This window comes from Thioalkalivibrio sp. ALE28 (genome assembly GCF_000377425.1).
Classification (GTDB): Bacteria; Pseudomonadota; Gammaproteobacteria; order Ectothiorhodospirales; family Ectothiorhodospiraceae; genus Thioalkalivibrio.
On record NZ_KB898094.1, the window covers coordinates 69,532 to 90,521 of the forward strand.

Annotated in this window: 16 protein-coding genes; 10 read left to right on the forward strand and 6 right to left on the reverse strand. The window is 68.3% G+C overall.

Going from position 1 to position 20,990, the window contains the following annotated elements; translation table 11 throughout:
- The first annotated feature begins 230 nt into the window (after positions 1-230).
- From D105_RS0102440 to D105_RS0102450, 3 genes are read left to right on the forward strand one after another with little or no spacing between them, the layout of a single operon-like run.
- Positions 231-1,214: an RluA family pseudouridine synthase gene (locus D105_RS0102440; RefSeq protein WP_018877373.1), complete on the forward strand. Its 984-nt coding sequence runs from the start codon at positions 231-233 to the stop codon at positions 1,212-1,214.
- The gene (locus tag D105_RS0102445) at positions 1,211-1,906 is read left to right on the forward strand and encodes an HAD family hydrolase (RefSeq protein ID WP_018877374.1); all 696 of its coding nucleotides are present in this window, start codon (positions 1,211-1,213) and stop codon (positions 1,904-1,906) included. Before D105_RS0102440 ends, D105_RS0102445 begins: the two co-directional genes overlap by 4 nt.
- Positions 1,907-1,919: 13 nt before the next feature.
- On the forward strand, positions 1,920-2,885 hold the full coding sequence (locus D105_RS0102450) for a S49 family peptidase (protein WP_018866279.1): 966 nt from the start codon (positions 1,920-1,922) through the stop codon (positions 2,883-2,885).
- Positions 2,886-2,900: 15 nt separating this feature from the next.
- Here D105_RS0102450 and D105_RS0102455 read toward each other — a convergent pair whose 3' ends face one another.
- The 5 genes from D105_RS0102455 to D105_RS0102475 all read right to left on the reverse strand — a co-directional run bounded on the left by D105_RS0102455 (position 2,901) and on the right by D105_RS0102475 (position 9,634).
- Positions 2,901-3,578 carry a CsiV family protein gene (locus D105_RS0102455; RefSeq protein ID WP_018866280.1) on the reverse strand — a complete coding sequence of 226 codons (678 nt, stop codon included), beginning with the start codon at positions 3,576-3,578 and terminating at the stop codon, positions 2,901-2,903.
- Positions 3,579-7,049, reverse strand: coding sequence for a transcription-repair coupling factor (mfd, locus tag D105_RS0102460; RefSeq protein ID WP_018877375.1), 3,471 nt, complete (start codon positions 7,047-7,049; stop codon positions 3,579-3,581).
- 249 nt (positions 7,050-7,298) lie between these two features.
- Entirely contained in the window at positions 7,299-8,195 is an 897-nt protein-coding gene (locus D105_RS0102465) for a carbon-nitrogen hydrolase (RefSeq protein ID WP_018877376.1), read from the reverse strand.
- Positions 8,196-8,216: 21 nt separating this feature from the next.
- On the reverse strand, positions 8,217-9,290 hold the full coding sequence (locus D105_RS0102470) for an agmatine/peptidylarginine deiminase (protein WP_018877377.1): 1,074 nt from the start codon (positions 9,288-9,290) through the stop codon (positions 8,217-8,219).
- A complete protein-coding gene (locus D105_RS0102475; RefSeq protein ID WP_051074646.1) occupies positions 9,287-9,634 on the reverse strand; it encodes a hypothetical protein in 348 nt (115 codons plus the stop codon). Before D105_RS0102475 ends, D105_RS0102470 begins: the two co-directional genes overlap by 4 nt.
- Positions 9,635-9,757: 123 nt before the next feature.
- Here D105_RS0102475 and D105_RS0102480 point away from each other — a divergent pair, with 123 nt between their 5' ends.
- Both D105_RS0102480 and D105_RS0102485 read left to right on the forward strand, forming a co-directional pair.
- Positions 9,758-11,008 (forward strand): lipoprotein-releasing ABC transporter permease subunit, encoded by a 1,251-nt coding sequence (locus D105_RS0102480; protein ID WP_018877378.1) that lies wholly within the window; start codon positions 9,758-9,760, stop codon positions 11,006-11,008.
- On the forward strand, positions 11,001-11,720 hold the full coding sequence (locus D105_RS0102485; protein ID WP_018877379.1) for an ABC transporter ATP-binding protein: 720 nt from the start codon (positions 11,001-11,003) through the stop codon (positions 11,718-11,720). Before D105_RS0102480 ends, D105_RS0102485 begins: the two co-directional genes overlap by 8 nt.
- 19 nt (positions 11,721-11,739) lie before the next feature.
- Here D105_RS0102485 and D105_RS0102490 read toward each other — a convergent pair whose 3' ends face one another.
- Positions 11,740-12,327 carry a DUF2062 domain-containing protein gene (locus tag D105_RS0102490; RefSeq protein WP_018866287.1) on the reverse strand — a complete coding sequence of 196 codons (588 nt, stop codon included), beginning with the start codon at positions 12,325-12,327 and terminating at the stop codon, positions 11,740-11,742.
- A gap of 215 nt (positions 12,328-12,542) precedes the next feature.
- Between D105_RS0102490 and D105_RS0102495 the strand changes: the two genes are divergently transcribed.
- The 5 genes from D105_RS0102495 to D105_RS0102515 all read left to right on the forward strand — a co-directional run bounded on the left by D105_RS0102495 (position 12,543) and on the right by D105_RS0102515 (position 20,989).
- Entirely contained in the window at positions 12,543-14,855 is a 2,313-nt protein-coding gene (locus tag D105_RS0102495) for a DNA internalization-related competence protein ComEC/Rec2 (RefSeq protein WP_051075156.1), read from the forward strand.
- A 4-nt stretch (positions 14,856-14,859) separates the two neighbouring features.
- A complete protein-coding gene (gene mtnA / locus D105_RS0102500) occupies positions 14,860-15,936 on the forward strand; it encodes an S-methyl-5-thioribose-1-phosphate isomerase (protein WP_018877381.1) in 1,077 nt (358 codons plus the stop codon).
- Positions 15,937-16,078: 142 nt separating this feature from the next.
- A complete protein-coding gene (gyrA, locus tag D105_RS0102505) occupies positions 16,079-18,697 on the forward strand; it encodes a DNA gyrase subunit A (RefSeq protein ID WP_018877382.1) in 2,619 nt (872 codons plus the stop codon).
- A complete protein-coding gene (gene serC / locus D105_RS0102510; protein WP_018877383.1) occupies positions 18,694-19,776 on the forward strand; it encodes a 3-phosphoserine/phosphohydroxythreonine transaminase in 1,083 nt (360 codons plus the stop codon). Before gyrA ends, serC begins: the two co-directional genes overlap by 4 nt.
- A 49-nt stretch (positions 19,777-19,825) precedes the next feature.
- Complete coding sequence (locus tag D105_RS0102515) at positions 19,826-20,989, forward strand: phosphoglycerate dehydrogenase (protein ID WP_018875458.1); 1,164 nt, start codon at positions 19,826-19,828, stop codon at positions 20,987-20,989.
- Position 20,990 lies beyond the last annotated feature (1 nt).

Consider the following 20,990-nt stretch of genomic DNA (forward strand, 5'->3'; position numbering starts at 1 on the left):
TAGAAGAAATAGCGTCACAGTGTCGCTTTGCGGCGATGGCCCTTCGACCGGGAGCTGTCGAAAGCTCGTGGGTCGAAGTGGCGGGTGATTCGAGGCGCGCTGCCGGCAACTCGCAGCAACGTACCGTGCGCCAATGTAGGGCATAACCCCCCGTATGGGCAAGTTTTTTCGGCCGCGGGAACGCCGCGTGCAGTAGCCCGGGAAGCGCCGCTCCGGTAGCATCCCGCGCCATGAATGCAAGGCGTGAACCCTCCGGCCCGCGCAGCTTCCGGGTCACCGAGCGTGGTGACGGGCAGCGGCTCGACAACTTTCTGCTCCGCGAACTCAAGGGCGTGCCCAAGGGGCTGATCTATCGCCTGGTACGCCAGGGCGCCGTGCGCGTCGACGGCCGCCGGGCCAAGGCCCACAAACGCCTGGCGGCGGGCAACGAGGTTCGCGTGCCGGATCTCGACCGGCCGGAAGCGGCCGCCTCGGAGATCCCGCCGAAGGTGCTGGATCGACTGCGGCGGGCCATCATCCACGAGGATGACGACCTGCTGGTACTGGACAAGCCCTCGGGCCTCGCCGTGCACGGCGGCAGCGGGCTGGCCTTCGGCATTATCGAGGCGATGCGCCAGTTGCGGCCGGATACGGAGCTCGAGCTGGGCCACCGCCTCGACCGCGAGACCAGCGGGTGCCTGTTGCTGGCGAAGAACCGCCCCGCGCTGCAGGACTTCCACGCCGCACTCCGCGAGGGCCGGGTGGAGAAGCGCTACCTGGCGTTGCTGGTGGGCCCGTTCCCGGGTGGCCAGCCCATCGAGTGTGATGCCCCGATCGCCAGCGGCCGGCAGGATGACGGCCGGCGCCGGATGCGCGCCGGCGGGGAGGCCGGGGATGACGGGCCACGGGCTCGTGCCGCCCGGAGTGTCTTTCAGCCGCTGGAAGTGCATGGCGCGTACCAGCTGGCGGAGGTGCGGATCGGGACGGGGCGCACGCACCAGATTCGCGTGCACGGCCAGGCGATTGGCCACCCGGTGGCGGGCGACCACGACTACGGCCTGCCGGATGCCAACCGCCACCTCCGCAAGCAGGGCCTGAAACGGCTGTTCCTGCATGCCCAGGCGCTGGCCTATCAGTCGGCGGACGGCGAGCGGCATGTGTTCTCCGCACCGCTACCGGACGAGCTGTGCGAGGTGCTGGCGCACCTGGATGCCGGCGCTGGGGACGACGCATGAGCATCCCGCTCCTGCCGCCCGGCGACGCGGACCTGCGTCTGATCGTATTCGACTGGGACGGGACCCTGATGGACTCGCCGCGCCGCATCGTCCACTGCCTGCAACGGGCAGCGGTCGCGACCGGCGCCCCGGAGCGCGACGAGGCCAGCCTGCGCAATATCATCGGGCTCGGGGTGCAGGCGGCGGTGCAGGAGCTGTACCCGGGCGCGGACGAGGCATTCGTTCACCAGTTCACCGCCGCCTACCGCGCCTGTTACCTGGAGGCTGAAGATGCCCCGGAGACCCCGCTGTTCGCCGGCGTGCCCGAGCTCCTGAACTGGCTGGATGCGCGCGAGGTACTGCTGGGTGTGGCCACCAGCAAGTCACGCCGCGGCCTGGACCAGGCGCTGGAGGCAACCGGTCTGGCGGGCTACTTTGTGGCGACCGCCACCGGCGACGAACACCCGTCCAAGCCGAACCCGGCCATGCTCCGCTGCGTGATGGAGCGGGCGGGTGTGGAACCGGGGCGCACGCGCATGGTCGGTGATAGCGTTTATGATCTGGAAATGGCACGCCATGCCGGTGTGCCCGCGGTGGGGATAACCCACGGCGTACATCCGCCACAGAGACTGCAGGGCGCGGAGCCGCTGGCCCTGCTGCCGAACCTGGCAGCGCTGCTGGAGGCTTTCCGGCAGGCCGAGCGTACAACCTGAACAAGGAACCACGATGGGCTGGGCAAACGAGAACAAACCGGGCTGGGAACGCGAGACCCTGGAGAAGCTGGTCCAGGCACAGGTGATCGAGCAGCGTCGGGCCCGGCGCTGGGGCATCTTCTTCAAGCTGCTGTTCTTCTTTTACCTGGTCGCGCTGCTGATCCTGGTGCGCGGCGGCGACATGGGCCTTGCCGGCCTGTTCGAGACCGAGCGCGAGCCCTCCGAACACGTGGCGGTGGTGGAGGTCGAGGGTCTGATCGCCTCCAGCGCGGCGGCCAATGCCGAGGATATCGCCAAGGTCCTGAACGAGGCGTTCGAGGCCAAAGGTACCCAGGCGGTGATGCTGCGCATCAACAGCGGGGGCGGCAGCCCGGTGCAGGCCGCGAACGTGCACGACGAGATCCTGCGGCTGAAGGAGAAGCACCCGGATATCCCGGTGTATGCGGTCATCGGGGACGTGGGGGCCTCGGCCGCCTATTACATCGCCGTGGCCGCGGACGAGATCTATGCCAGCCAGGCCAGTATGGTCGGCTCCATCGGGGTCCGCATGGACAGCTTTGGACTGGTGGACCTGATCGACAACATCGGGGTGGAGCGCCGCCTGTTCACCGCGGGCGAGAACAAGGGGTTCCTGGACCCCTTCCTGCCGCTGGACGAGGGCCATGTGAACCACCTTGACGGCGTACTGCAGGGCGTGCACCAGCAGTTCGTGGACGTGGTGCGCACCGGGCGCGGCGATCGCCTCGTGGAGCGGGACGACCTGTTCAATGGCCTGATCTGGACCGGGGACCGGTCGGTGGAGCTGGGCCTGATCGACGGGCTGGGCACTGACCGGAGCGTGGCCCGGGACGTGATCGGCGTGGAGAAGCTGGTGGTGTTCAAGCCGCGCCGCAGCCCGCTGCAGTTGTTGTTCGAGGACCTCGGCATGGCCGCCTTCCAGCAGTGGATGACCTGGGAATCCACGCCGCAGTGGCGCTGACCGGCCTCGGGCGCGTCAGGTCTCGTCGATGCGGGTGACGCGGGCGATCATGCCGATCACCGGGTGATCCAGGTAGAACAGGTCATCGCCGGAGTTCATGCGCTGGCTGCCGCGCACGGTGATTGCGCGTGGGGGGCGGTCATCCAGTGGCTCCTCGACGTGGTAGATGAGGTCGGTCTCCAGGTGGAGGAAGCGTCCCACCCAGATGCGCAGGCGGCCCTCCAGCTCGAAGCGCTCCTCGACGGCTTCGGCCAGCGGGCGGGGTGACAGGCCGCTCGCATCCCCGAGGGCATCGTGCACCCCCAGGCGCCGCCCCTGCTGGACCCGCAGCCAGGGGGCCGACGCATGGTCGCGCCCGGTCTGGTCCCAGGCGAGGCGGGCGATGATACGCCCGGCGCCGGAATCCTCCACGCGCCGCACCACCCGCTGCAGTTCGAAGCCGCGGCGCGAATCCCGGTAGTTCCGCCCACCCAGCTCCGATTCGCCGAACAGCGGCTCGCGCGGAGCCGCGAGCTCCATCTGCAGTCGCCGGCTTTCCTCTGTGCGGTGCTCGAAGATCACCAGTTCGATGCGGTACCGGCGCCCGGCCTGGGCGATTACCGGGCCACTCAGGCCGACCACGGGCAGGGCGGCCAGTCCGGTCAGGATCCGGCGACGCAGGGGATTCGGGGCGAGGAAGGTGTTCTTGGGCATTCAGGCGGCCTGCTGTTCGGGGCTGATGGTATCCAGTAGACGCAGAACGGCCTGCGCCCGGGCCTCCAGTGTCTCCATTGGAGCGAAGAAGCGGAAGGCCTTCTGGCCGTCCAGTTTGTACGCCTGCGGATCGGATTGCACCAGCTGGATCAGGGCCGCGATGTCCAGATTGGGACTCGGCCCAAAGACCAGGCGGCCCCCGGCCGGTCCCAGTTCCAGCTTGCGGATGCCGAGCGGCGTCAGGCGCAGTCGCAGTCGCGCGGCCTCGAAAAGTGCCTTGGCCGGGTCGGGGAGCAGGCCGAAGCGGTCCACCAGTTCGACCTCCAGCTCGCGCAGGGCGTCGGCAGAGGCGGCGCTGCTGATCCGCTTGTAGAGGATCAGCCGAGTATGCACGTCGGGTACGTAGTCGTCGGGGAGCAGGGCCGGCAGGCCCAGCTCGACCTCGGTGCCGGTGGCCTCGGGCCCCTCCAGCTCCGGGATCTTGCCGGAGCGCAGGGCGTTCACCGCGCGGTTGAGCAGGTCGTTGTACATCGAGAAGCCGACCTCGTGGATCTGCCCGCTCTGTTCATCGCCCAGCAGTTCGCCGGCGCCGCGGATCTCCAGGTCGTGGCTGGCGAGGGTGAAACCGACGCCCAGGTCTTCCAGCGAGGCGATGGCCTCCAGGCGCTTCTTCGCGTCGGCGGTCATGGCCTTTTCCGGTGGCGTGATCAGGTAGGCATAGGCGCGGTGGTGCGAACGGCCGACGCGCCCGCGCAGCTGGTGCATCTGCGCCAGGCCCAGCTTGTCGGCACGGTTCATCACGATGGTATTGGCGGTGGGGACGTCGATCCCGGTTTCGATGATCGTGGTGCAGACCAGAATGTTGTAGCGCCGGTGATAGAAGTCGAGCATCACCTGTTCCAGCTCGCGTTCGCGCATCTGGCCGTGCGCGATTCCTACCCGCGCACCGGGCAGCAGCTCCTGCACGCGCTGGGCGGTGCGCTCGATGGTGTTCACCTCGTTGTGCAGGAAGTACACCTGGCCGCCACGGCGGATCTCGCGCAGGCAGGCCTCCTGGATAATGGCGTCGTTCCATTCGTTGACAAAGGTCTTGATCGCCAGGCGCTCGCGCGGCGGGGTGGTGATCACCGACAGGTCGCGCAGGCCGGCCAGGGCCATGTTCAGGGTGCGCGGGATCGGGGTCGCGGTCAGGGTGAGCATGTCCACTTCGGCGCGCAGCTTCTTCAGCGCCTCCTTGTGGCGAACGCCGAAGCGCTGTTCCTCGTCAACGATCACCAGGCCCAGGTTGGAGAAGTCGAGGTTGGCCTGCAGCAGTTTGTGGGTGCCGATCACGATGTCGACCTTGCCGTCCTTCAGGCCTTCCAGCACCGCCGCCTGCTGCTTGGCGCTGCGAAAGCGCGACAGGGACTCGATGCGGACCGGCCAGTCGGCGAAACGGTCGGTGAAATTCTGGTGATGCTGCTGGGCGAGCAGGGTGGTGGGGACCAGCACCACCACCTGCTTCTTGTTCTGCACCGCGACGAACGCGGCGCGCATCGCCACCTCGGTCTTGCCGAAGCCGACATCGCCACAGATCACGCGATCCATGGGCCGGGTATCGGCCATGTCCGCGAGGACTGCGTCGATCGCCTGTTGCTGGTCCAGGGTCTCCTCGAACGGGAATCCCGCGGCGAAGCCGTGATATTCGGGGGTGTCGGTGGCGAAGACGGTGCCCTGTTTCGCCGCGCGCCGGGCGTGGATGTCCAGCAGTTCCGCGGCCACGTCACGCGCCTTTTCCGCGGCCTTGCGGCGCGCCTTGTCCCATTGTTCGCTGCCGAGCCGATGCAGTGGGGCGTGCTCGGCATCGGCACCGGTGTAGCGGCTGATCAGATGCAGCGAGGAGACCGGCACGTAGAGCTTGGCGCCATCGGCGTATTCCAGGGTCAGGAACTCGGAGGGCTGGCCGTTGAAGTCGAGGGTCTGCAGCCCGAGGTAGCGGCCCACGCCCTGTTCCTCATGCACCACCGGCGCACCGATGGTGAGGTCGCTGAGGTTCTGCACCACCGCATCCGCGTCCCGGGTGCTGCGGTTGCGGCCGCGGGTCTGGCGGGCCCGTTCGCCGAGCAGCGCGGCCTCGGGGGCGACCGCGACGCCATCGGGCAGGACGAAACCCTCCCCGAGGGCGGCGACGGTGACGTGCAGGCCCGCCCCGGCATCGAGGAAGGCGTCCCAGTTCTCCACTGGATGGTGCGGGACGGCCTGTTCCCGCAGCAGGGTTAGCAGGGCCTCGCGCCGCCCGGCCGATTCCGCGGTGAGCAGGACTCGCTGCTGCCCCTCGATGAACGCCTTCAGCCGCTGGGCCGGGTCTTCACGGCCTTGCTGCATCCCCAGTTCCGGGAGCGGGTCGCAGGTGAACGCGATCTCGGCGCCACGGTCCGCGGGAAGTGGTGCGGCCGGGTGGCCCATGGCCACGCCGGAGTGCACGCGCAGGGCGTTCCCGAGCTGGTCGATATCCAGGTAAAGCCGCTCCGGCGGCAGCAGCGGGCGATCGTACTGGTGGCTCAACTGCTCGAAGCGATCGCGGATCTCCTGCGCAAACTCCTCCGCGGCGCCGGCGATATTGCCGAGCTGCACCACCTGGGCCTCGGGGCAGTAGTCGAACACCGTGTCCATGCCCTCGAAGAACAGTGGCAGGTAGGCCTCGATACCCGGCGGGACCAGCCCCTCGCTGATGTCGCGGTAGATCGGGTGCCGGGTGGGGTCGCCGGCGAACTGAGCCCGGTAGCGTGTCCGGAATTCGCGGATGGCCGTATCGTTCAGCGGGAACTCGTGGCTGGGGAGGATCTCCAGGCGCTCGACCTTTTCGGTGGAGCGCTGCGATTCCGGATCGAACTGGCGCAGGGAGTCGATCTCGTCATCCAGGAACTCGATACGCACGGGCTCGTCGGCACCCATCGGGAACAGGTCCAGGATCTCCCCGCGGGCCGCGAACTCGCCATGGCTGATGACTTGCTGCACCGCGTTGTAACCGGCCTCGGCGAGATTCTCGCGCAGCGTCATGCGATCCAGCCGCTGGCCGGTCTGCAGGGAGAGCCCCTGACTGGTCAGCCAGTCGCGCGGCGGGAGACGCTGCATCAGGGTGGAGACCGGCATCAGCACAATGCCGCGTTCCAGACCGGGCAGGTGGTACAGCGTGCGCAGGCGTTCCGAAATGATGTCCTCGTGCGGGGAGAACACATCGAACGGCAGGGTTTCCCAGTCCGGCAGGCGCAGCAGCGGAAGGTCGCGGTCGCCGGCGAAGAACTCCCATTCTTCCTGCCAGCGGTCGGCGGCCTCGTTGGATTCCGTGATGACCAGCAGCGGGCGATCGAACGCCGCAGCATTGCGGGAGAGGGCGAGGGTCGCCGCCGTGGCGTTGAGTCCCGACCAGGTCTCGAAACCGGAGCCGGGGAGGCGGCCGGGCTGAAGCGGATTGCGCCGTTTTTCGGACATGGGCCTGCGGATCGGGGCTGCGGAAAGGGTCGCGATTATACGGATTCCGCCGCACGGGTGCGCGAGGTCCTTGTGTCGGTCAAGGGCGATTCACAGGAAGCCTGAAAGGCAAGAAGGGTTTCAGGGTGAAGAAATCATGAGGACGCCGTTGCGTGACACGGCGCCTGTCGTGCCCCTGCGGCCGCTCAAATCATCCCCCTTCCAATCTTCCCTTCTTCCTGTAAACGCTTTTGTTTACGTTCAGGGGAATCAGTCGGGGTCGATGTAGCGCTTGAGGATGGGGGCGTAGGCGTCGATGCGGCGGTCGCGGAGGAAGGGCCATTGGCGGCGCACAGCCTCGGTGCGGATACGATCCAGCTCGACAGCGAGGATCTCCGGCGCGTCCTCGCCGGCGCGGGCCAGGAATTCGCCTTGCGGACCGGCGACGAAGCTCGTGCCCCAGAAGGTTGCGCCGGGCGAATGCCCCGAGGGGTCGGGCTCGTGGCCGGTGCGATTGCAGGCGATCACCGGGAGGTTGTTGGCCACCGCGTGGCCGCGCTGGACAGTGATCCAGGCCTCCTGCTGGCGGCGCTGTTCCTCGGGGGTGTCCTGCGGGTCCCAGCCGATCGCGGTCGGGTAGATCAGCAGCTCGGCGCCGGACAGCGCCATGATACGCGCGGCCTCGGGATACCACTGGTCCCAGCAGACCAGGACGCCAAGCCGGCCGACCGAGGTATCGATGGGCACAAAGCCGGTATCGCCCGGCGTGAAGTAGTACTTCTCGTAGTAACCCGGGTCGTCGGGGATGTGCATCTTGCGGTAGGTGCCGACCTGGCGGCCGTCGGTTTCGAAGACCACGGCGGTGTTGTGATAGAGCCCCGGGGCGCGCCGCTCGAACAGGGAGCCGACGAGGACCACGCCGTGCTCTCGCGCGACCGCCGCCAGGCGTTCGCTGCTGGGACCGGGGATCGGTTCGGCCGCATCGAAGGTGGCGAGATCCTCGGTCTGGCAGAAATAGGGGCCGGTATGCAGTTCGGCCAGGACCACCAGGCGGGCGCCGTTCGCCGCGGCCGTAGCCACGGCCGCAGCGGTGGCGTCGAGGTTGGCCTCGACGCTGCCGGCGTCCTGGTGCTGGATCAGGGCAACGGACAGGGTGTCACGGGACATGATGGGGACTCGGGCTGGCGGTTATTCCTGCGGGATGCCGAGGGCGGCCGCGGGATACTGCATGGTCAGGCAGTGAAGGCTGCCACCCTGACGGATGATGGGGCGGCAGTCGATTTCCACGATCTCGCGTCCCGGAAAGGCCTCGGCGAGCCGGTCCCGGGCGACGGCATCCGCGGCATCGTCATACACCGGCAGCAGGACCGCTCCGTTCAGGATCAGGAAATTCGCATAGGTCGCGGCCAGTCGCCGGCCATCCTCGAAGATCGGGGCGGGCCAGGGCAGAGGGATCAGGCGGTAGGGTCCGCCGGACGGCTGGCGCAGGGCCCGTAGCTCCTGTTCCATTGCCTGCAGTTCCGGGTAGTGCGGATCCTGCGGGTCGTCGCACTGGACATAGGCGATGGTGTGCTGCGCACAGAAGCGCGCCAGCGTGTCGATATGGGCGTCGGTGTCGTCGCCCTCCAGCTGGCCGTGTTCCAGCCAGAGCACGCGCCGGGCCCCCAGCCATCGGGCCAGGCTTTGCTCGATGCCTGCGCGATCCAGCTGCGGGTTCCGGGTGGCGGACAGCAGACAGCGCGCGGTGGTCAGCAGGGTGCCGGCGCCGTCCGATTCGATGGAGCCTCCCTCCAGGACCAGGCCGGTCGGCTCCGGCACGCAGCTCCCGAAGACGCCCTGGCTCGCGAGGGCCCGGGTGATGCCGTCGTCGAGGTCCGCGGGATACTTGCCCCCCCAGCCGTTGAAGGTGAAGTCCAGCAGGCGCGGCTGGTCGCCATCGAATACGGTGATCGCGCCATGATCGCGCGCCCAGGTGTCATTGCTGGGGGCCAGCGCGAACCACAGGCGATCCGGACGGATCGCGGTCTCGGTAAGAAAGCCGGAGATCTCCTCGATGTGTTCGGGGTCGCGCGCGACGATGATGACCGGCTCGAACTGGCTGATGCTCGCCGCGATCAGCGCGAACACCGGATGCACCTGTTCCAGGGCCGGGGCCCAGTCGGTGTCATCATGCGGCCAGGTGAGCTGGATCGCGCCCTGGGGCTCCCATTCGGCCGGGAGCCGGCGTTGCGTGACTGCCGGGGCGGTTTCCCCGGTGCTCATGGACGATCGGCGCTGGATCCGTTGCGCACGGCACTGTGCAGGACGTATTCGCCCTCGAAGACCACGGAGAAGTCGGCGTAGTCCCAGCGCGTAATCGGCGGATCGCCCACCGTGGCATGGCGTCGCTCGGGCTCGCCGTGCTGGCGGATTACCGCGGCCTGGGTCTGGCCACGGGTGGGAACCCCTTCGCGTTCCTTCACGGTGAATCCACCATCGGGACTGCGCAGGATGTCGGCCGATGCAGTCGCCATGGCCCCGGCAAACAATGCCAGGACGAGGGCGCTGGCGACGGTGCGCACAGTGGTCTTCGGGGTGGGGTTAGAGGCGTTGCATTTCCCTGGCATGGCCGACTCTCCGTTTGCTGGACAGTCCCATGGTAGCGTCTAGCGTGACGCCATGCCTCCCCTCCCTCAACGCAGGTCCGCCGGGCTATAGGCGCGAACGGGTATCTCTGGCATGATTTCGCGATGTTTCGCCCCCTGACCCTCGCCATCGGCCTGCGCTACACGCGCGCGAAGCGGCGCAATCACTTCATCTCGTTCATCTCGGTGGTGTCCATCATCGGGCTGGCCCTGGGTGTGATGGCGTTGATTACGGTGCTGTCGGTGATGAACGGGTTCGAACGCGAGTTGCGCGACCGCATCCTGGGCATGGCCTCGCATGCCACGATCCGCGAGGCCAATGGCGGGCTGCGGGACTGGGAACGCCTGCAGCGCGAGGCCCCGGAGATCGACGAGCGCGTGGTCGCGGCCGCGCCATATGTCCAGGGCGAGGCCATGCTGAGTGCGCGCGGGAATATCTCCGGGGCACTGATCCGGGGCGTGGAGCCCGAGGCAGAGGAGCGCGTCGCGCGCATTGCCGAGCACATGCTGCAAGGCGAGCTGGGCAGCCTGGAGGGCGGGCGTTACCGGGTGGTGCTCGGGCGGGAACTGGCGGCCGAACTGCGCGTCCGGGTCGGCGACTCGATCATCCTGATGGCGCCTCAGGCCTCGGTCTCGCCGGCCGGCGTGATGCCGCGCATGCGCCGCTTCGAGGTCTCCGGCCTGTTCGAGGTGGGGATGTACGAGTACGACCGCGGGACAGCGTTCATCCACCTGGAAGACGCCCAGGCGGTGTTCCAGATGGGCGAACAGGTGACCGGGCTGCGGCTGCGCCTGACCGACATGATGGAAGCGGGTGTGGTAGCCCGCGACGTGGCGGCCCAGCTGGACGGGCTTTTTCGGGTGTCCGACTGGACACGCCAGCACGCCAACCTGTTCCGCGCGATCCAGATGGAAAAGATGGTGATGTTCATCATCCTGTCGCTGATCGTCGCGGTCGCGGCCTTCAACATCGTCTCGACCCTGATCATGCTGGTCACCGACAAGCAGGGAGACATTGCCATTCTGCGTACGCTCGGGCTGTCGCCGGCGGGGATCATGGTGATCTTCATGGTCCAGGGGGTGGTGATCGGGGCGATCGGGATCCTGCTGGGCACCATCGCCGGGGTGTCGCTGGCCGCGAACATCGACGTGGTGGTCCCCTTCATCGAGCGGGTCTCCGGCATCGAGTTCCTGTCCGCCGAGGTGTACTACATCAGCGACCTGCCCTCGGAGCTCAAGCTTGCGGATGTGCTCCGGGTCGGGGTGCTCGGCTTCCTGCTGACCGTGGTGGCCACACTGTTCCCGGCCTGGCGTGCCGCCCGCACCCAGCCGGCGGAGGCGCTGCGCTATGACTGATCACGCCACCCCGGTCCTCGAGGCGGTCGGTCTGGAGCGCCGTTTCCGCGACGGCAAGCTGGACGTGGCCGTTCTCAGCGGGGTGGACTTTGCCCTGCAGCCCGGCGACCAGACGGCGATCATCGGGGCCTCCGGGAGCGGCAAGAGCACCTTGCTGCACCTGCTGGGCGGGCTGGACCGCCCGACGGCGGGGTCCGTGCGCCTGCTGGGAACGGACTGGACCCGCATGAGCGAGGCCCGACGTGGCCACCTGCGCAACCAGCACCTCGGCTTCGTCTACCAGTTTCACCACCTGCTGCCCGAGCTGACCGCGGCGGAGAACGTGGCCCTGCCACTGCTCATCCGCGGGGTCTCCAACCGCAAGGCCCGGGCCGAGGCACGCCACTGGCTGGGCCAGGTGGACCTGGAACCCCGCCTGGAACACAAACCCGCGGAGCTCTCCGGTGGCGAACGCCAGCGGGTCGCAATCGCCCGGGCGCTGGTGACGCGCCCCTCGGCCATCCTGGCGGACGAACCCACCGGCAACCTGGATCAGGAACGGGCGGCGCAGGTGTTCGAGTTGCTGCGCGCGATGAACCGTTCCACCGGGACCGCTCTGGCCCTGGTGACCCACGACATCACCCTGGCGCGCGAGCTTGATCGCTCGGTCCAACTGGTCAAGGGCCATCTGGAGCTGGAACCGTTCGACGGTCAGCTCGCCACGCACGAATAGACCGCGTGTCTCTCTCGCTTCAGGCGCCCCGGTCATCCGGCGGGCGGCCATCCCGCCGCGCGGCCGCCTGGCGTTCCGCCATTTCCTTGCGCAGCCGTCGCAGGTAACGCCGGCTGCGCACGCGCTGGACGACGTTCAGCCGCCACAGGAAACGCACCAGCAAGTAGCCCGAGAGGCCGGCTGCCGCGCCGAGCAGGACGCTGCCCAGGAGCAGGGGCTGCCAGATCGTCAGCAGCTCCGTGGAGAACCACTCCCAGCTCCAGTCCAGATGGATGTCGCGGCGCGGTTCGTCGAGTAGCTTGCGCCCGATCGTGTAGGCCAGATACAACATGGGCGGCATGGTGACCGGGTTGGAGATCCAGACCAGGATCACCGAGATCGGCAGATTGACGCGGACCAGCACGGCCACGGCGGCCGCGATCAGCATCTGCATGGGCAGTGGCAGGAAGGCCACGAAGAGCCCGACGGCAAACGCACCAGCCACGGAGCGGCGGTTCAGATGCCACAAATCCGGCGAACCCAGGCGCGGCCCCAGCGGGGCGAGCGCCTTGTGCCCGCGCATGTGTTCCATGCCGGGAAACATCTTCTTGATGATGTGTCTTGCCATGTACCGGGCTGCCGATGGTCCGTCGTGCGTGGGTGCGCCGCCGCGCACCTGCCGTGCATTCTCGCCGCTATTGTACGTGCGGGACCATGGTCGGCGGGGCAAGCCACATCCGGTCCGGCCATGGCGCCTGGTCAACGGGGCCTTTTGTGACCGGCTTTGCCCTCGGGCTGATCGCGGCGGCGTGGGGCCTTCACCGGCTGCCCGAGCCGGTTCCTTTGATGCCCGGACCCATACTGGCCCTGTTCCTGGCCGCCGCGGGCGCCAGCGCCGGCCTGCGGCGCCTCGGCTATGCGGGTCTCTGGCCCTGGACGCTGGCGCTGGGTGCGCTGCTCGCCTGGGGGCTGGTCCAGCAGAACGCCGACATCTGGCTGGAACATGCGCTGCCTCCCGCCCTGGCCGGGGAGGAGGCCACCGTGTTCGCCACGATCATCAGTCTGCCGGAACATGGCGAACGTCGCAGCCGTTTCCGGATACGAGTGGCCGCGACCCGATCGGGACCGGAAGCGTTTCGGGCGCGCGAACTGCTGGTTTCGACGTACCCCGCGCGCCCCGAGCTCGAGGCGGGATCGCATGGCTACATGACCCTGCGCCTGCGGCCGGCCCGGGGGCCGGCGAATCCGGGTGGGTTCGATCGTGCCGGCTGGTACTACCGCGAGGGCCTGCATGGATCCGCGACACTGCTCGACTTCGAGGCGTTAGAGGACGCCCGGGCACCCCGGATTCAGGACGCCCGCTGGCGGGCCGGGTTGCATCGCATGCGCGGTGCGCTGCGCGAGCGCCTGGAACAGGCGGCCCCGGGCCTGCGCCACCCCGGCCTCGTGCAGGCCCTCGTCATCGGCGACCGGCAGGGCATGACCGACGAGGAGTGGCAGGCCTTCCTCCGGACCGGGACCAACCACCTGATGGCGATCTCGGGCCTGCATGTCGGCCTCGTCGCCGGGTTTGTCGGATTGCTCGCGGGGATTGCCTGGTCTGGTCTCGTCCCGGTGCAGGCGCGGATACGCAAGCCGGCCTTCATGGCGCTGGCAGGCCTCGCCGGGGCTGCGCTCTATGCCGCGCTGGCCGGCTTCAGCATTCCGACCCAGCGCGCGCTGATCATGCTGGCGGCTTTTATGGCCGCGCTGTTGTGGCGGCGCGAGGCGTTTGCCTGGCGCGGACTGATCCTGGCGGCCATCGCGGTGGTGCTGTGGCGGCCGACCAGTGTGCTGGCCCCGGGCTTCTGGTTTTCCTTCGGCGCCGTGGCGGTGATTCTTCTGCTGTTGCAGGGCCGTTCGGGCCGTCCGGGCTGGCGCGCGGCCGGCAGCATTCAGGTGATGCTCGCGCTGGCCATGCTTCCCCTCAGCCTGGCCTGGTTCCAGCTGGGGTCCTGGGTGGCGCCCGTCGCCAATCTGGTGGCGGTGCCGGTGATCAGCCTGCTGGTGCTGCCCTTGTTGCTGGTCGGGGCCGGTCTGGCGGCATTGTGGGCACCGCTCGGCCAGCCGTTCCTGCATCTCGGCGACGCGATTCTGATGCTGCTGGTCGGGCTACTGGACGGCCTTTCGCACGTGCCCGTGCTGGTGGACGAGCGGCGGGTGCCGCTGGCGGCCAGCCTCCTGGGCGGGGTCGCGGTGCTGGTCGCCTTGCTGCCGCGCCTGCGCCTCGCCGCTCCGTGGGTGGTGCTGGCCGGAATCGCCCTGGCCCTGCCCATGCGTCCGCAGATCGATGCGGGCAGCGTACGGGCGCTGCTGCTGGATGTAGGGAACGGGCAGTCGCTCTTGCTGCAGACCCGCCACCATGCGTTGTTATGGGATGCCGGCCCCGGGCGCGCCGGGGGCTACAGCGCGGGGGATCAGATCGTGATTCCGAGCCTGCGTGCGGAGGGGGTACGCCGCCTGGACCGCATGATCCTGAGCCACGAGCATGCCGCGCATTCCGGCGGGGCCGCCGCCGTACGCGCGACGCTACCTGTGGGCGAGGTCCTGCGGCGCCGCCCGCAAGGACCCGGGGAACGGCCCTGCGCGGCAGGCGAGGTCTGGGAATGGGATGGCGTCGATTTCGAGATTCTCCATCCACCCGCCGGCTGGGACGGGAGCGCCTCGGCCTCCTGCGTGCTGGCGGTCGAGACGGCTGGGGGTGTTCGGCTGATACTGACCGGCGGGCTCGGCGGCCTGGGCGAGGCCGTGCTGATGCAGGAGGGGGCGGAACAGCGAAGCAGCGACCTGCTGGTCGTGCCCCGCGGGGCCGGCGCCGACAGCCTGAGCCGCGGCTGGCTGCAGGACGCCCGCCCCGGCATGGCCTGGGCCAGCACCGATGCGCAGGGCAGGGGGCTGGCCGGCGCGGCACGCCAGCGCCTGGACAGGGCCTGCGTCCCGCTGCAGGAGACCGGCCGCCAGGGGGCCCTGCGGCTTGAGGCGGACACGGAACTGAAGGTCGGGCCCGGCCACCGGGCGGGTTCCCGGCGGCTGTGGCGGCCCGCGCCAGACGCCGGAGCGCCCCTGCCGCCAAGCTGTCCGCGCGGGCCCGAAACCGCAGGCGGGCTGGTAGAATGACGGGATGAACCGTGAACACTCCGACACCATTCGCCCGATTCGCTTTCACCAGGGCGAACTTCAGTTGCTCGACCAGCGTCGGCTGCCGGGCGAGAACCTCTGGCAGCGTTACCGGGATGCGCCGGCCGTGGCGGCCGCGATCCGCGACATGGTGGTGCGCGGGGCGCCGGCGATCGGGATTACCGCGGGCTTCGGGGTGGTACTGGCCTGCCAGCGGGCGATCGGGCAGGACGACTGGCGTGCGAGCATTGCGGCGGATATCGAGACCCTGCGCGCGGCGCGTCCCACGGCGGTGAACCTGTTCTGGGCGCTGGATCGCATGCAGGCGCTGGTGGACGCGAGCCCGTCCGCGGAGGCAGCGGTCGCGGCGACACAGGTCGAGGCGGAGTGGATGCTCGAGTCGGACATCGCCGGCAACCGGCGGCTGGGCGCGCTCGGCGCGAGGCTAATCGAGCCGGGGCAGGGGGTGCTGACCCACTGCAACACGGGCTCGCTGGCCACCGGGGGCTACGGCACGGCCCTCGGCGTGATCCGCGCCGCCTGGGATGCCGGACGGATCGAGGAGGTCTTCGCCGACGAGACCCGGCCCTGGCTGCAAGGGAGCCGCCTGACCGCCTGGGAGCTGGTACATGACGGGATCCCCGTACAGGTGCTGTGCGAAGGCGCCGCGGCCAGCCTGTTGCGCTCGGGCCGCGTCGGCTGGGTGATTGTCGGGGCGGACCGGATCGCCGCCAATGGCGACACCGCAAACAAGATCGGGACCTACGGCCTGGCCCTCCTGGCGCGTGCCCACGGGGTCCGGTTCATGGTGGCCGCGCCGGTCGCGACCATCGACTTCGAGATGCCGGACGGGACCGGTATCCCCATCGAGCAGCGCGGCGAGGACGAGGTGCTGGCGCTGGCGGGTCAGCGCGTGGCGGCCGAAGGCGCCCGAGGCTACAACCCGGCCTTCGACGTGACCCCGGCGGAGCTGATCGATGCCATCGTCACCGAACGCGGGGTCGTGGAGGCGCCGACGGCGGAGCGGCTCGCGGCGCTGCGCGAGCCCACGGCCCCGGAGACGCTCGCATCCGCTCACTGACGAGCGCTCAAACGCGCCCCCGGTGGACGGTCTTCGGGCCTGAGAGGCCCGGAGAACCGTTTTGAGGCGCGAAAAGCCGAGCCCCAGTGGTTACCCCTGTGGTATGATCGCGAGCTTGTTCAGACGGACGGCGTAACCCTCGATGGCTGAATTTGCCAAGGAAATCTTCCCGGTCAATCTCGAAGACGAGATGCAGCAGTCCTACCTCGATTACGCAATGAGCGTAATCGTGGGCCGGGCCCTCCCCGATGTCCGTGACGGCCTCAAGCCGGTCCATCGCCGCGTGCTCTACGCGATGCGCGAGCTGGGCAACGACTACAACAAGCCCTACAAGAAGTCGGCGCGTGTGGTCGGTGACGTGATCGGTAAGTACCACCCGCATGGCGATTCCGCCGTTTACGACGCCATCGTGCGCATGGCGCAGCCGTTCTCGATGCGCTACATGCTGGCCGACGGGCAGGGCAACTTCGGCTCCATCGACGGCGACTCCCCGGCGGCCATGCGGTACACCGAGGTGCGCATGGCGCGCATCGCGTCGGAACTGCTGGCCGACATCGACAAGGAAACCGTCGACTTCATCGACAACTACGACGGCTCCGAGAGCGAGCCGGCGGTGCTGCCGAGCAAGTTCCCCAACCTGCTGGTCAACGGCTCCGCCGGGATCGCGGTGGGGATGGCGACCAACATCCCGCCGCACAATCTGGGCGAGGTGATCAACGCCTGTGTGGCCCTGATCGACGATCCCGAGATCTCCATCGATGGTCTGATGGAACACCTGCCGGGCCCGGACTTCCCGACGGCCGGCATCATCAACGGCATCGAGGGCGTTCGCGAGGCCTACCGTACCGGTCGCGGCCGGGTCCTGATCCGGGCACGCTCGCATGTCGAGCCGCTGGAGGGTGGCCAGCGCGAGGCGATTGTGGTTACCGAGCTGCCCTACCAGGTGAACAAGGCACGCCTGACCGAGAAGATCGCGGAGCTGGTGAAGGAGAAGCGCATCGAGGGCATCTCCGAGCTGCGCGACGAGTCGGACAAGGACGGCATGCGTCTGGTCATCGAGCTCAAGCGTGGCGAGATGGCCGAGGTGGTCCTGAACCACCTGTACATGCACACCCAGATGCAGAACGTCTTCGGCATCAACATCGTCGCCCTGGTCGACGGACAGCCGAAGGTGCTGGACCTGCGTCAGGTGCTGGAGGCGTTCCTGCGGCATCGTCGCGAGGTGGTCACCCGGCGCACGATCTTCGATCTGCGCAAGGCCCGGGAGCGCGCCCATATTCTGGAAGGCCTGGCGATCGCGCTGGCCAACATCGATCCCGTGATCGAGCTGATCCGTGCCGCCCCCAACCCGGCCGAGGCCAAGGCCGGCCTGCTGGCCCGCGGCTGGCCGCTGGGCGTGGTCAGTGACATGCTGGACCGCGCCGGGGCCAGCGCCTCGCGGCCGGAGGACCTGGCGCCGGAATACGGCGTGGGCGACGACGGCTATCGCCTGTCCGAGGCCCAGGCACAGGCGATCCTGGACCTGCGCCTGCACCGCCTGACCGGGCTGGAACAGGACAAGATCCTGGACGAGTATCGCGAGCTGCTGGAGCTGATCGATGATCTGCTGGACATCCTCGGCTCGGGCGACCGCCTGCAACTGGAGATCCGCAACGAGCTGCTGGCCGTGGCCGAACAGTTCGGCGACGAGCGCCGCAGCGAGATCCGCGAACGTCAGGCGAACCTGACGCTGGAGGATCTGATCGGCGAGGAGGACGTGGTCGTCACGCTCTCGCACGCCGGCTACGTGAAGTATCAGCCGGTGGCGGACTACCGCGCCCAGCGTCGAGGCGGCCGCGGCAAGGCGGCGACCAGCTTCAAGGAAGAGGACTTCATCGACCGTCTGGTGGTGGCCAACACCCACGACACGATCCTGTGCTTCTCCAGCCGGGGCCGGGTGTACTGGCTGAAGGTCTACGAGCTGCCGCAGGGCTCGCGCGCCTCGCGCGGCAAGCCGATCGTGAACCTGCTGCCGCTGGAGTCCGACGAACGCATCAACGCGATCCTGCCGGTGCGCGAATACGACCCGGACCACTATGTGTTCATGGTCACCGCGCAGGGGACAGTCAAGAAGACACCGCTGACGGATTTCTCGCGCCGCCGGGCCTCCGGCATCATCGCCGTGGATCTGCGCGAGGGCGACCACCTGGTGGACGTCTCCCTGACCGACGGCACCCTCGACGTGATGCTGGTGACCACGGCCGGCAAGGCCGTGCGCTTCCACGAGAGCGATGTGCGCGCCATGGGGCGTACCGCCTGTGGCGTGCGCGGGGTGCGTATGGAAGGCGATCACCGGGTGATTGCCCTGCTGAATGTAGACGAGGGATCGGCGCTGCTGGCGACCGAGCATGGCTACGGCAAACGCACCCGCTTCGACGAGTTCCCGGTCCACCGCCGTGGCGGCCAGGGCGTGATCGCGATCCAGACCGAGGGGCGCAACGGCCCGCTGGTCGGGGCTTCGCGGGTCCTGGACGATGACGAGGTGATGCTGATCACCAACGGCGGGACCCTGGTGCGCACGCCGGTGGATCAAATTCCGCTGATCGGGCGCAATACGCAGGGCGTGCGGCTGATTCGGCTTGACGAAGGCGAGAACCTGGTCGAGCTGGCCCGTGTGGCCCAGCTGCAGGGCGAGGCCGGCGACGAAGAATCCGACGAGATGGAAACCGGGGCGGACCCGGAGACGGGTCCCGAATCCAGCGACGATGGAGAACAGGCATGACGCGAGTGATGAACTTCAGCGCGGGGCCGGCGGCCCTGCCGCAGGCGGTACTCGAGCGGGCGCGTGACGAGCTGCTGGACTTCCGCGGGTCCGGGATGTCGGTGATGGAGATGAGTCACCGCGGCAAGCCGTTCATGGCCGTGGCCGAGAAGGCCGAGCAGGACCTGCGCAAGCTGATGAACATCCCCGAGAACTATTCGGTCCTGTTCCTGCAGGGCGGGGCGACCGGACAGTTCGCGGCCATCCCGCTGAACCTGGCCAATGGCCAGAGCACCGACTACATCGATACCGGGGCCTGGTCCGGCAAGGCGATCAAGGAGGCCCAGAAATACGGGCCGGTGAACATCGTGGCGAGTTCGCAGGCAAGCGGCTACGACTCGATCCCGGATCGTGCCTCCTGGAACCTGGACCCCAATGCCGCCTACGTGCACTACACGCCGAACGAGACCATCGGCGGCGTGGAGTTTCCCGATATCCCGGATGTGGGTGACGTGCCGCTGGTCGCGGACATGTCCTCGACCATCCTGTCGCGCCCGATCGATGTCTCGAAGTTTGGCGTGATCTATGCCGGGGCGCAGAAGAATATCGGCCCGGCCGGCCTGACCGTGGTGATCGTGCGCAACGACCTGCTGGAACGCGAGCGCCAGGCACCCGTGCCGGCGGTGCTGGACTGGGCCCTGCAGGCGAAGAATGACTCGATGTACAACACCCCGCCGACCTTTGGCTGGTACCTGGCCGGGCTGGTATTCGAGTGGCTGCTGGAGCAGGGCGGCCTGGAGACGATGGCCGAGATCAACCAGCGCAAGGCGGCCAAGCTGTACCAGTACATCGACAATTCCGCCTTCTACCGGAACCCGGTGGAGCCCGCGGCCCGCTCCTGGATGAACGTGCCGTTCATCCTCGCGGACGACGCCCTGGACGGGTCCTTCCTGAACGAGGCCGATGCGGCCGGCCTGTCCTCGCTGAAGGGCCACCGGTCGGTGGGCGGCATGCGCGCCAGCATCTACAACGCCGTTCCGGAGAGCGCCGTGGATGCGCTGATCGAGTTCATGGCGGACTTCGAGAACCGCCACGCCTGATCCCGTCGAATCGCTGTTGCCGGGGACGCTACCGGACGAGGAGGTCGTGATGTACCGGATTCAGACCTACAACAACATCGCCGTGCGCGGGCTGGATCGTTTCCCGCGTGACCATTACGAGGTCGCCTCGGATATCAATCAGCCGGACGCGCTGATGCTGCGCTCCTTCGATCTGCATTCGGTGGAGATCCCGGATTCGGTCCTGGCGGTGGGGCGCGCCGGGAGCGGGGTCAACAATATCCCGGTGGCGGCCCTGTCCGAGCGCGGCGTGGCCGTGTTCAACGCCCCCGGCGCGAATGCCAATGCGGTGAAGGAACTGGTCATCGCCGGGCTGTTGCTGGGTGCCCGCAACCTGCTGCCGGCGGCTGGCTACGTGCAGGAACTGGACCCCTCGAAGGAAGACTTCATGTCCGCGGTGGAGCAGGGCAAGAAGAAGTTCACCGGCTTCGAACTGCCGGGCCGGCGTCTGGCCGTGCTGGGCTTGGGGGCGATCGGGGTCGGCGTGGCCAATGCCGCTCGTGCGCTGGGCATGGAAGTGGTCGGTTTCGACCCCAAGGTCACGGTGGAAAACGCCTGGCGCCTGGATTCCGGCATCGAGCGGGCGCGCTCGGTAGAGGCGGCTATGGAAGGGGCCGACGCCGTCACCGTACACGTGCCGCTGACCGAGAATACCGCCAATCTGGTGAACGCAAAGACGCTGGCCGGCATGAACCCCGGGGCGATGGTGCTCAACCTGGCCCGCGAGGGGATCGTGGATGACGCCGCGGTGCGCGAAGGGCTGGACGCGGATCGACTGCATGCCTACATCACGGACTTTCCGGTACAGGGCATGGTGGGCCACCCGCGGGTGATTACCCTGCCACATCTGGGCGCCTCGACGACCGAATCCGAGGAGAACTGCGCGGTCATGATCGCCGACCAGCTACGGGACTACCTGGAGAACGGCAACGTGGTGAACTCCGTGAACCTGCCGACCCTGGTGCTGGACCGCAAGGGGGATACCCGCATCGCGATCATCAACCGGAACCTGCCGGACCGGGTCGGCCGCATCTCGCACACGCTGGGCGAATCGAATATCAACATCCTGCACCTGATGAATGACTCCCGTGGCGATCTGGCCTACACCCTGATGGACGTGGACGGCCACCCCGACGCGGAGACCCTGGACGCCCTGCACCGGATCGACGGCGTGCTGCGGGCCCGGGTGCTGTAGG

Excerpts from the sequence above, each read along its gene's own strand:
- D105_RS0102440 (WP_018877373.1), top strand. The coding sequence starts at position 231 with ATGAATGCAAGGCGTGAACCCTCCGGCCCGCGCAGCTTCCGGGTCACC.
- D105_RS0102445 (WP_018877374.1), top strand. The coding sequence starts at position 1,211 with ATGAGCATCCCGCTCCTGCCGCCCGGCGACGCGGACCTGCGTCTGATC.
- D105_RS0102450 (WP_018866279.1), top strand. The coding sequence starts at position 1,920 with ATGGGCTGGGCAAACGAGAACAAACCGGGCTGGGAACGCGAGACCCTG.
- D105_RS0102455 (WP_018866280.1), bottom strand. The coding sequence starts at position 3,578 with ATGCCCAAGAACACCTTCCTCGCCCCGAATCCCCTGCGTCGCCGGATC.
- mfd (WP_018877375.1), bottom strand. The coding sequence starts at position 7,049 with ATGTCCGAAAAACGGCGCAATCCGCTTCAGCCCGGCCGCCTCCCCGGC.
- D105_RS0102465 (WP_018877376.1), bottom strand. The coding sequence starts at position 8,195 with ATGTCCCGTGACACCCTGTCCGTTGCCCTGATCCAGCACCAGGACGCC.
- D105_RS0102470 (WP_018877377.1), bottom strand. The coding sequence starts at position 9,290 with ATGAGCACCGGGGAAACCGCCCCGGCAGTCACGCAACGCCGGCTCCCG.
- D105_RS0102475 (WP_051074646.1), bottom strand. The coding sequence starts at position 9,634 with ATGCCAGGGAAATGCAACGCCTCTAACCCCACCCCGAAGACCACTGTG.
- D105_RS0102480 (WP_018877378.1), top strand. The coding sequence starts at position 9,758 with ATGTTTCGCCCCCTGACCCTCGCCATCGGCCTGCGCTACACGCGCGCG.
- D105_RS0102485 (WP_018877379.1), top strand. The coding sequence starts at position 11,001 with ATGACTGATCACGCCACCCCGGTCCTCGAGGCGGTCGGTCTGGAGCGC.
- D105_RS0102490 (WP_018866287.1), bottom strand. The coding sequence starts at position 12,327 with ATGGCAAGACACATCATCAAGAAGATGTTTCCCGGCATGGAACACATG.
- mtnA (WP_018877381.1), top strand. The coding sequence starts at position 14,860 with ATGAACCGTGAACACTCCGACACCATTCGCCCGATTCGCTTTCACCAG.
- gyrA (WP_018877382.1), top strand. The coding sequence starts at position 16,079 with ATGGCTGAATTTGCCAAGGAAATCTTCCCGGTCAATCTCGAAGACGAG.
- serC (WP_018877383.1), top strand. The coding sequence starts at position 18,694 with ATGACGCGAGTGATGAACTTCAGCGCGGGGCCGGCGGCCCTGCCGCAG.
- D105_RS0102515 (WP_018875458.1), top strand. The coding sequence starts at position 19,826 with ATGTACCGGATTCAGACCTACAACAACATCGCCGTGCGCGGGCTGGAT.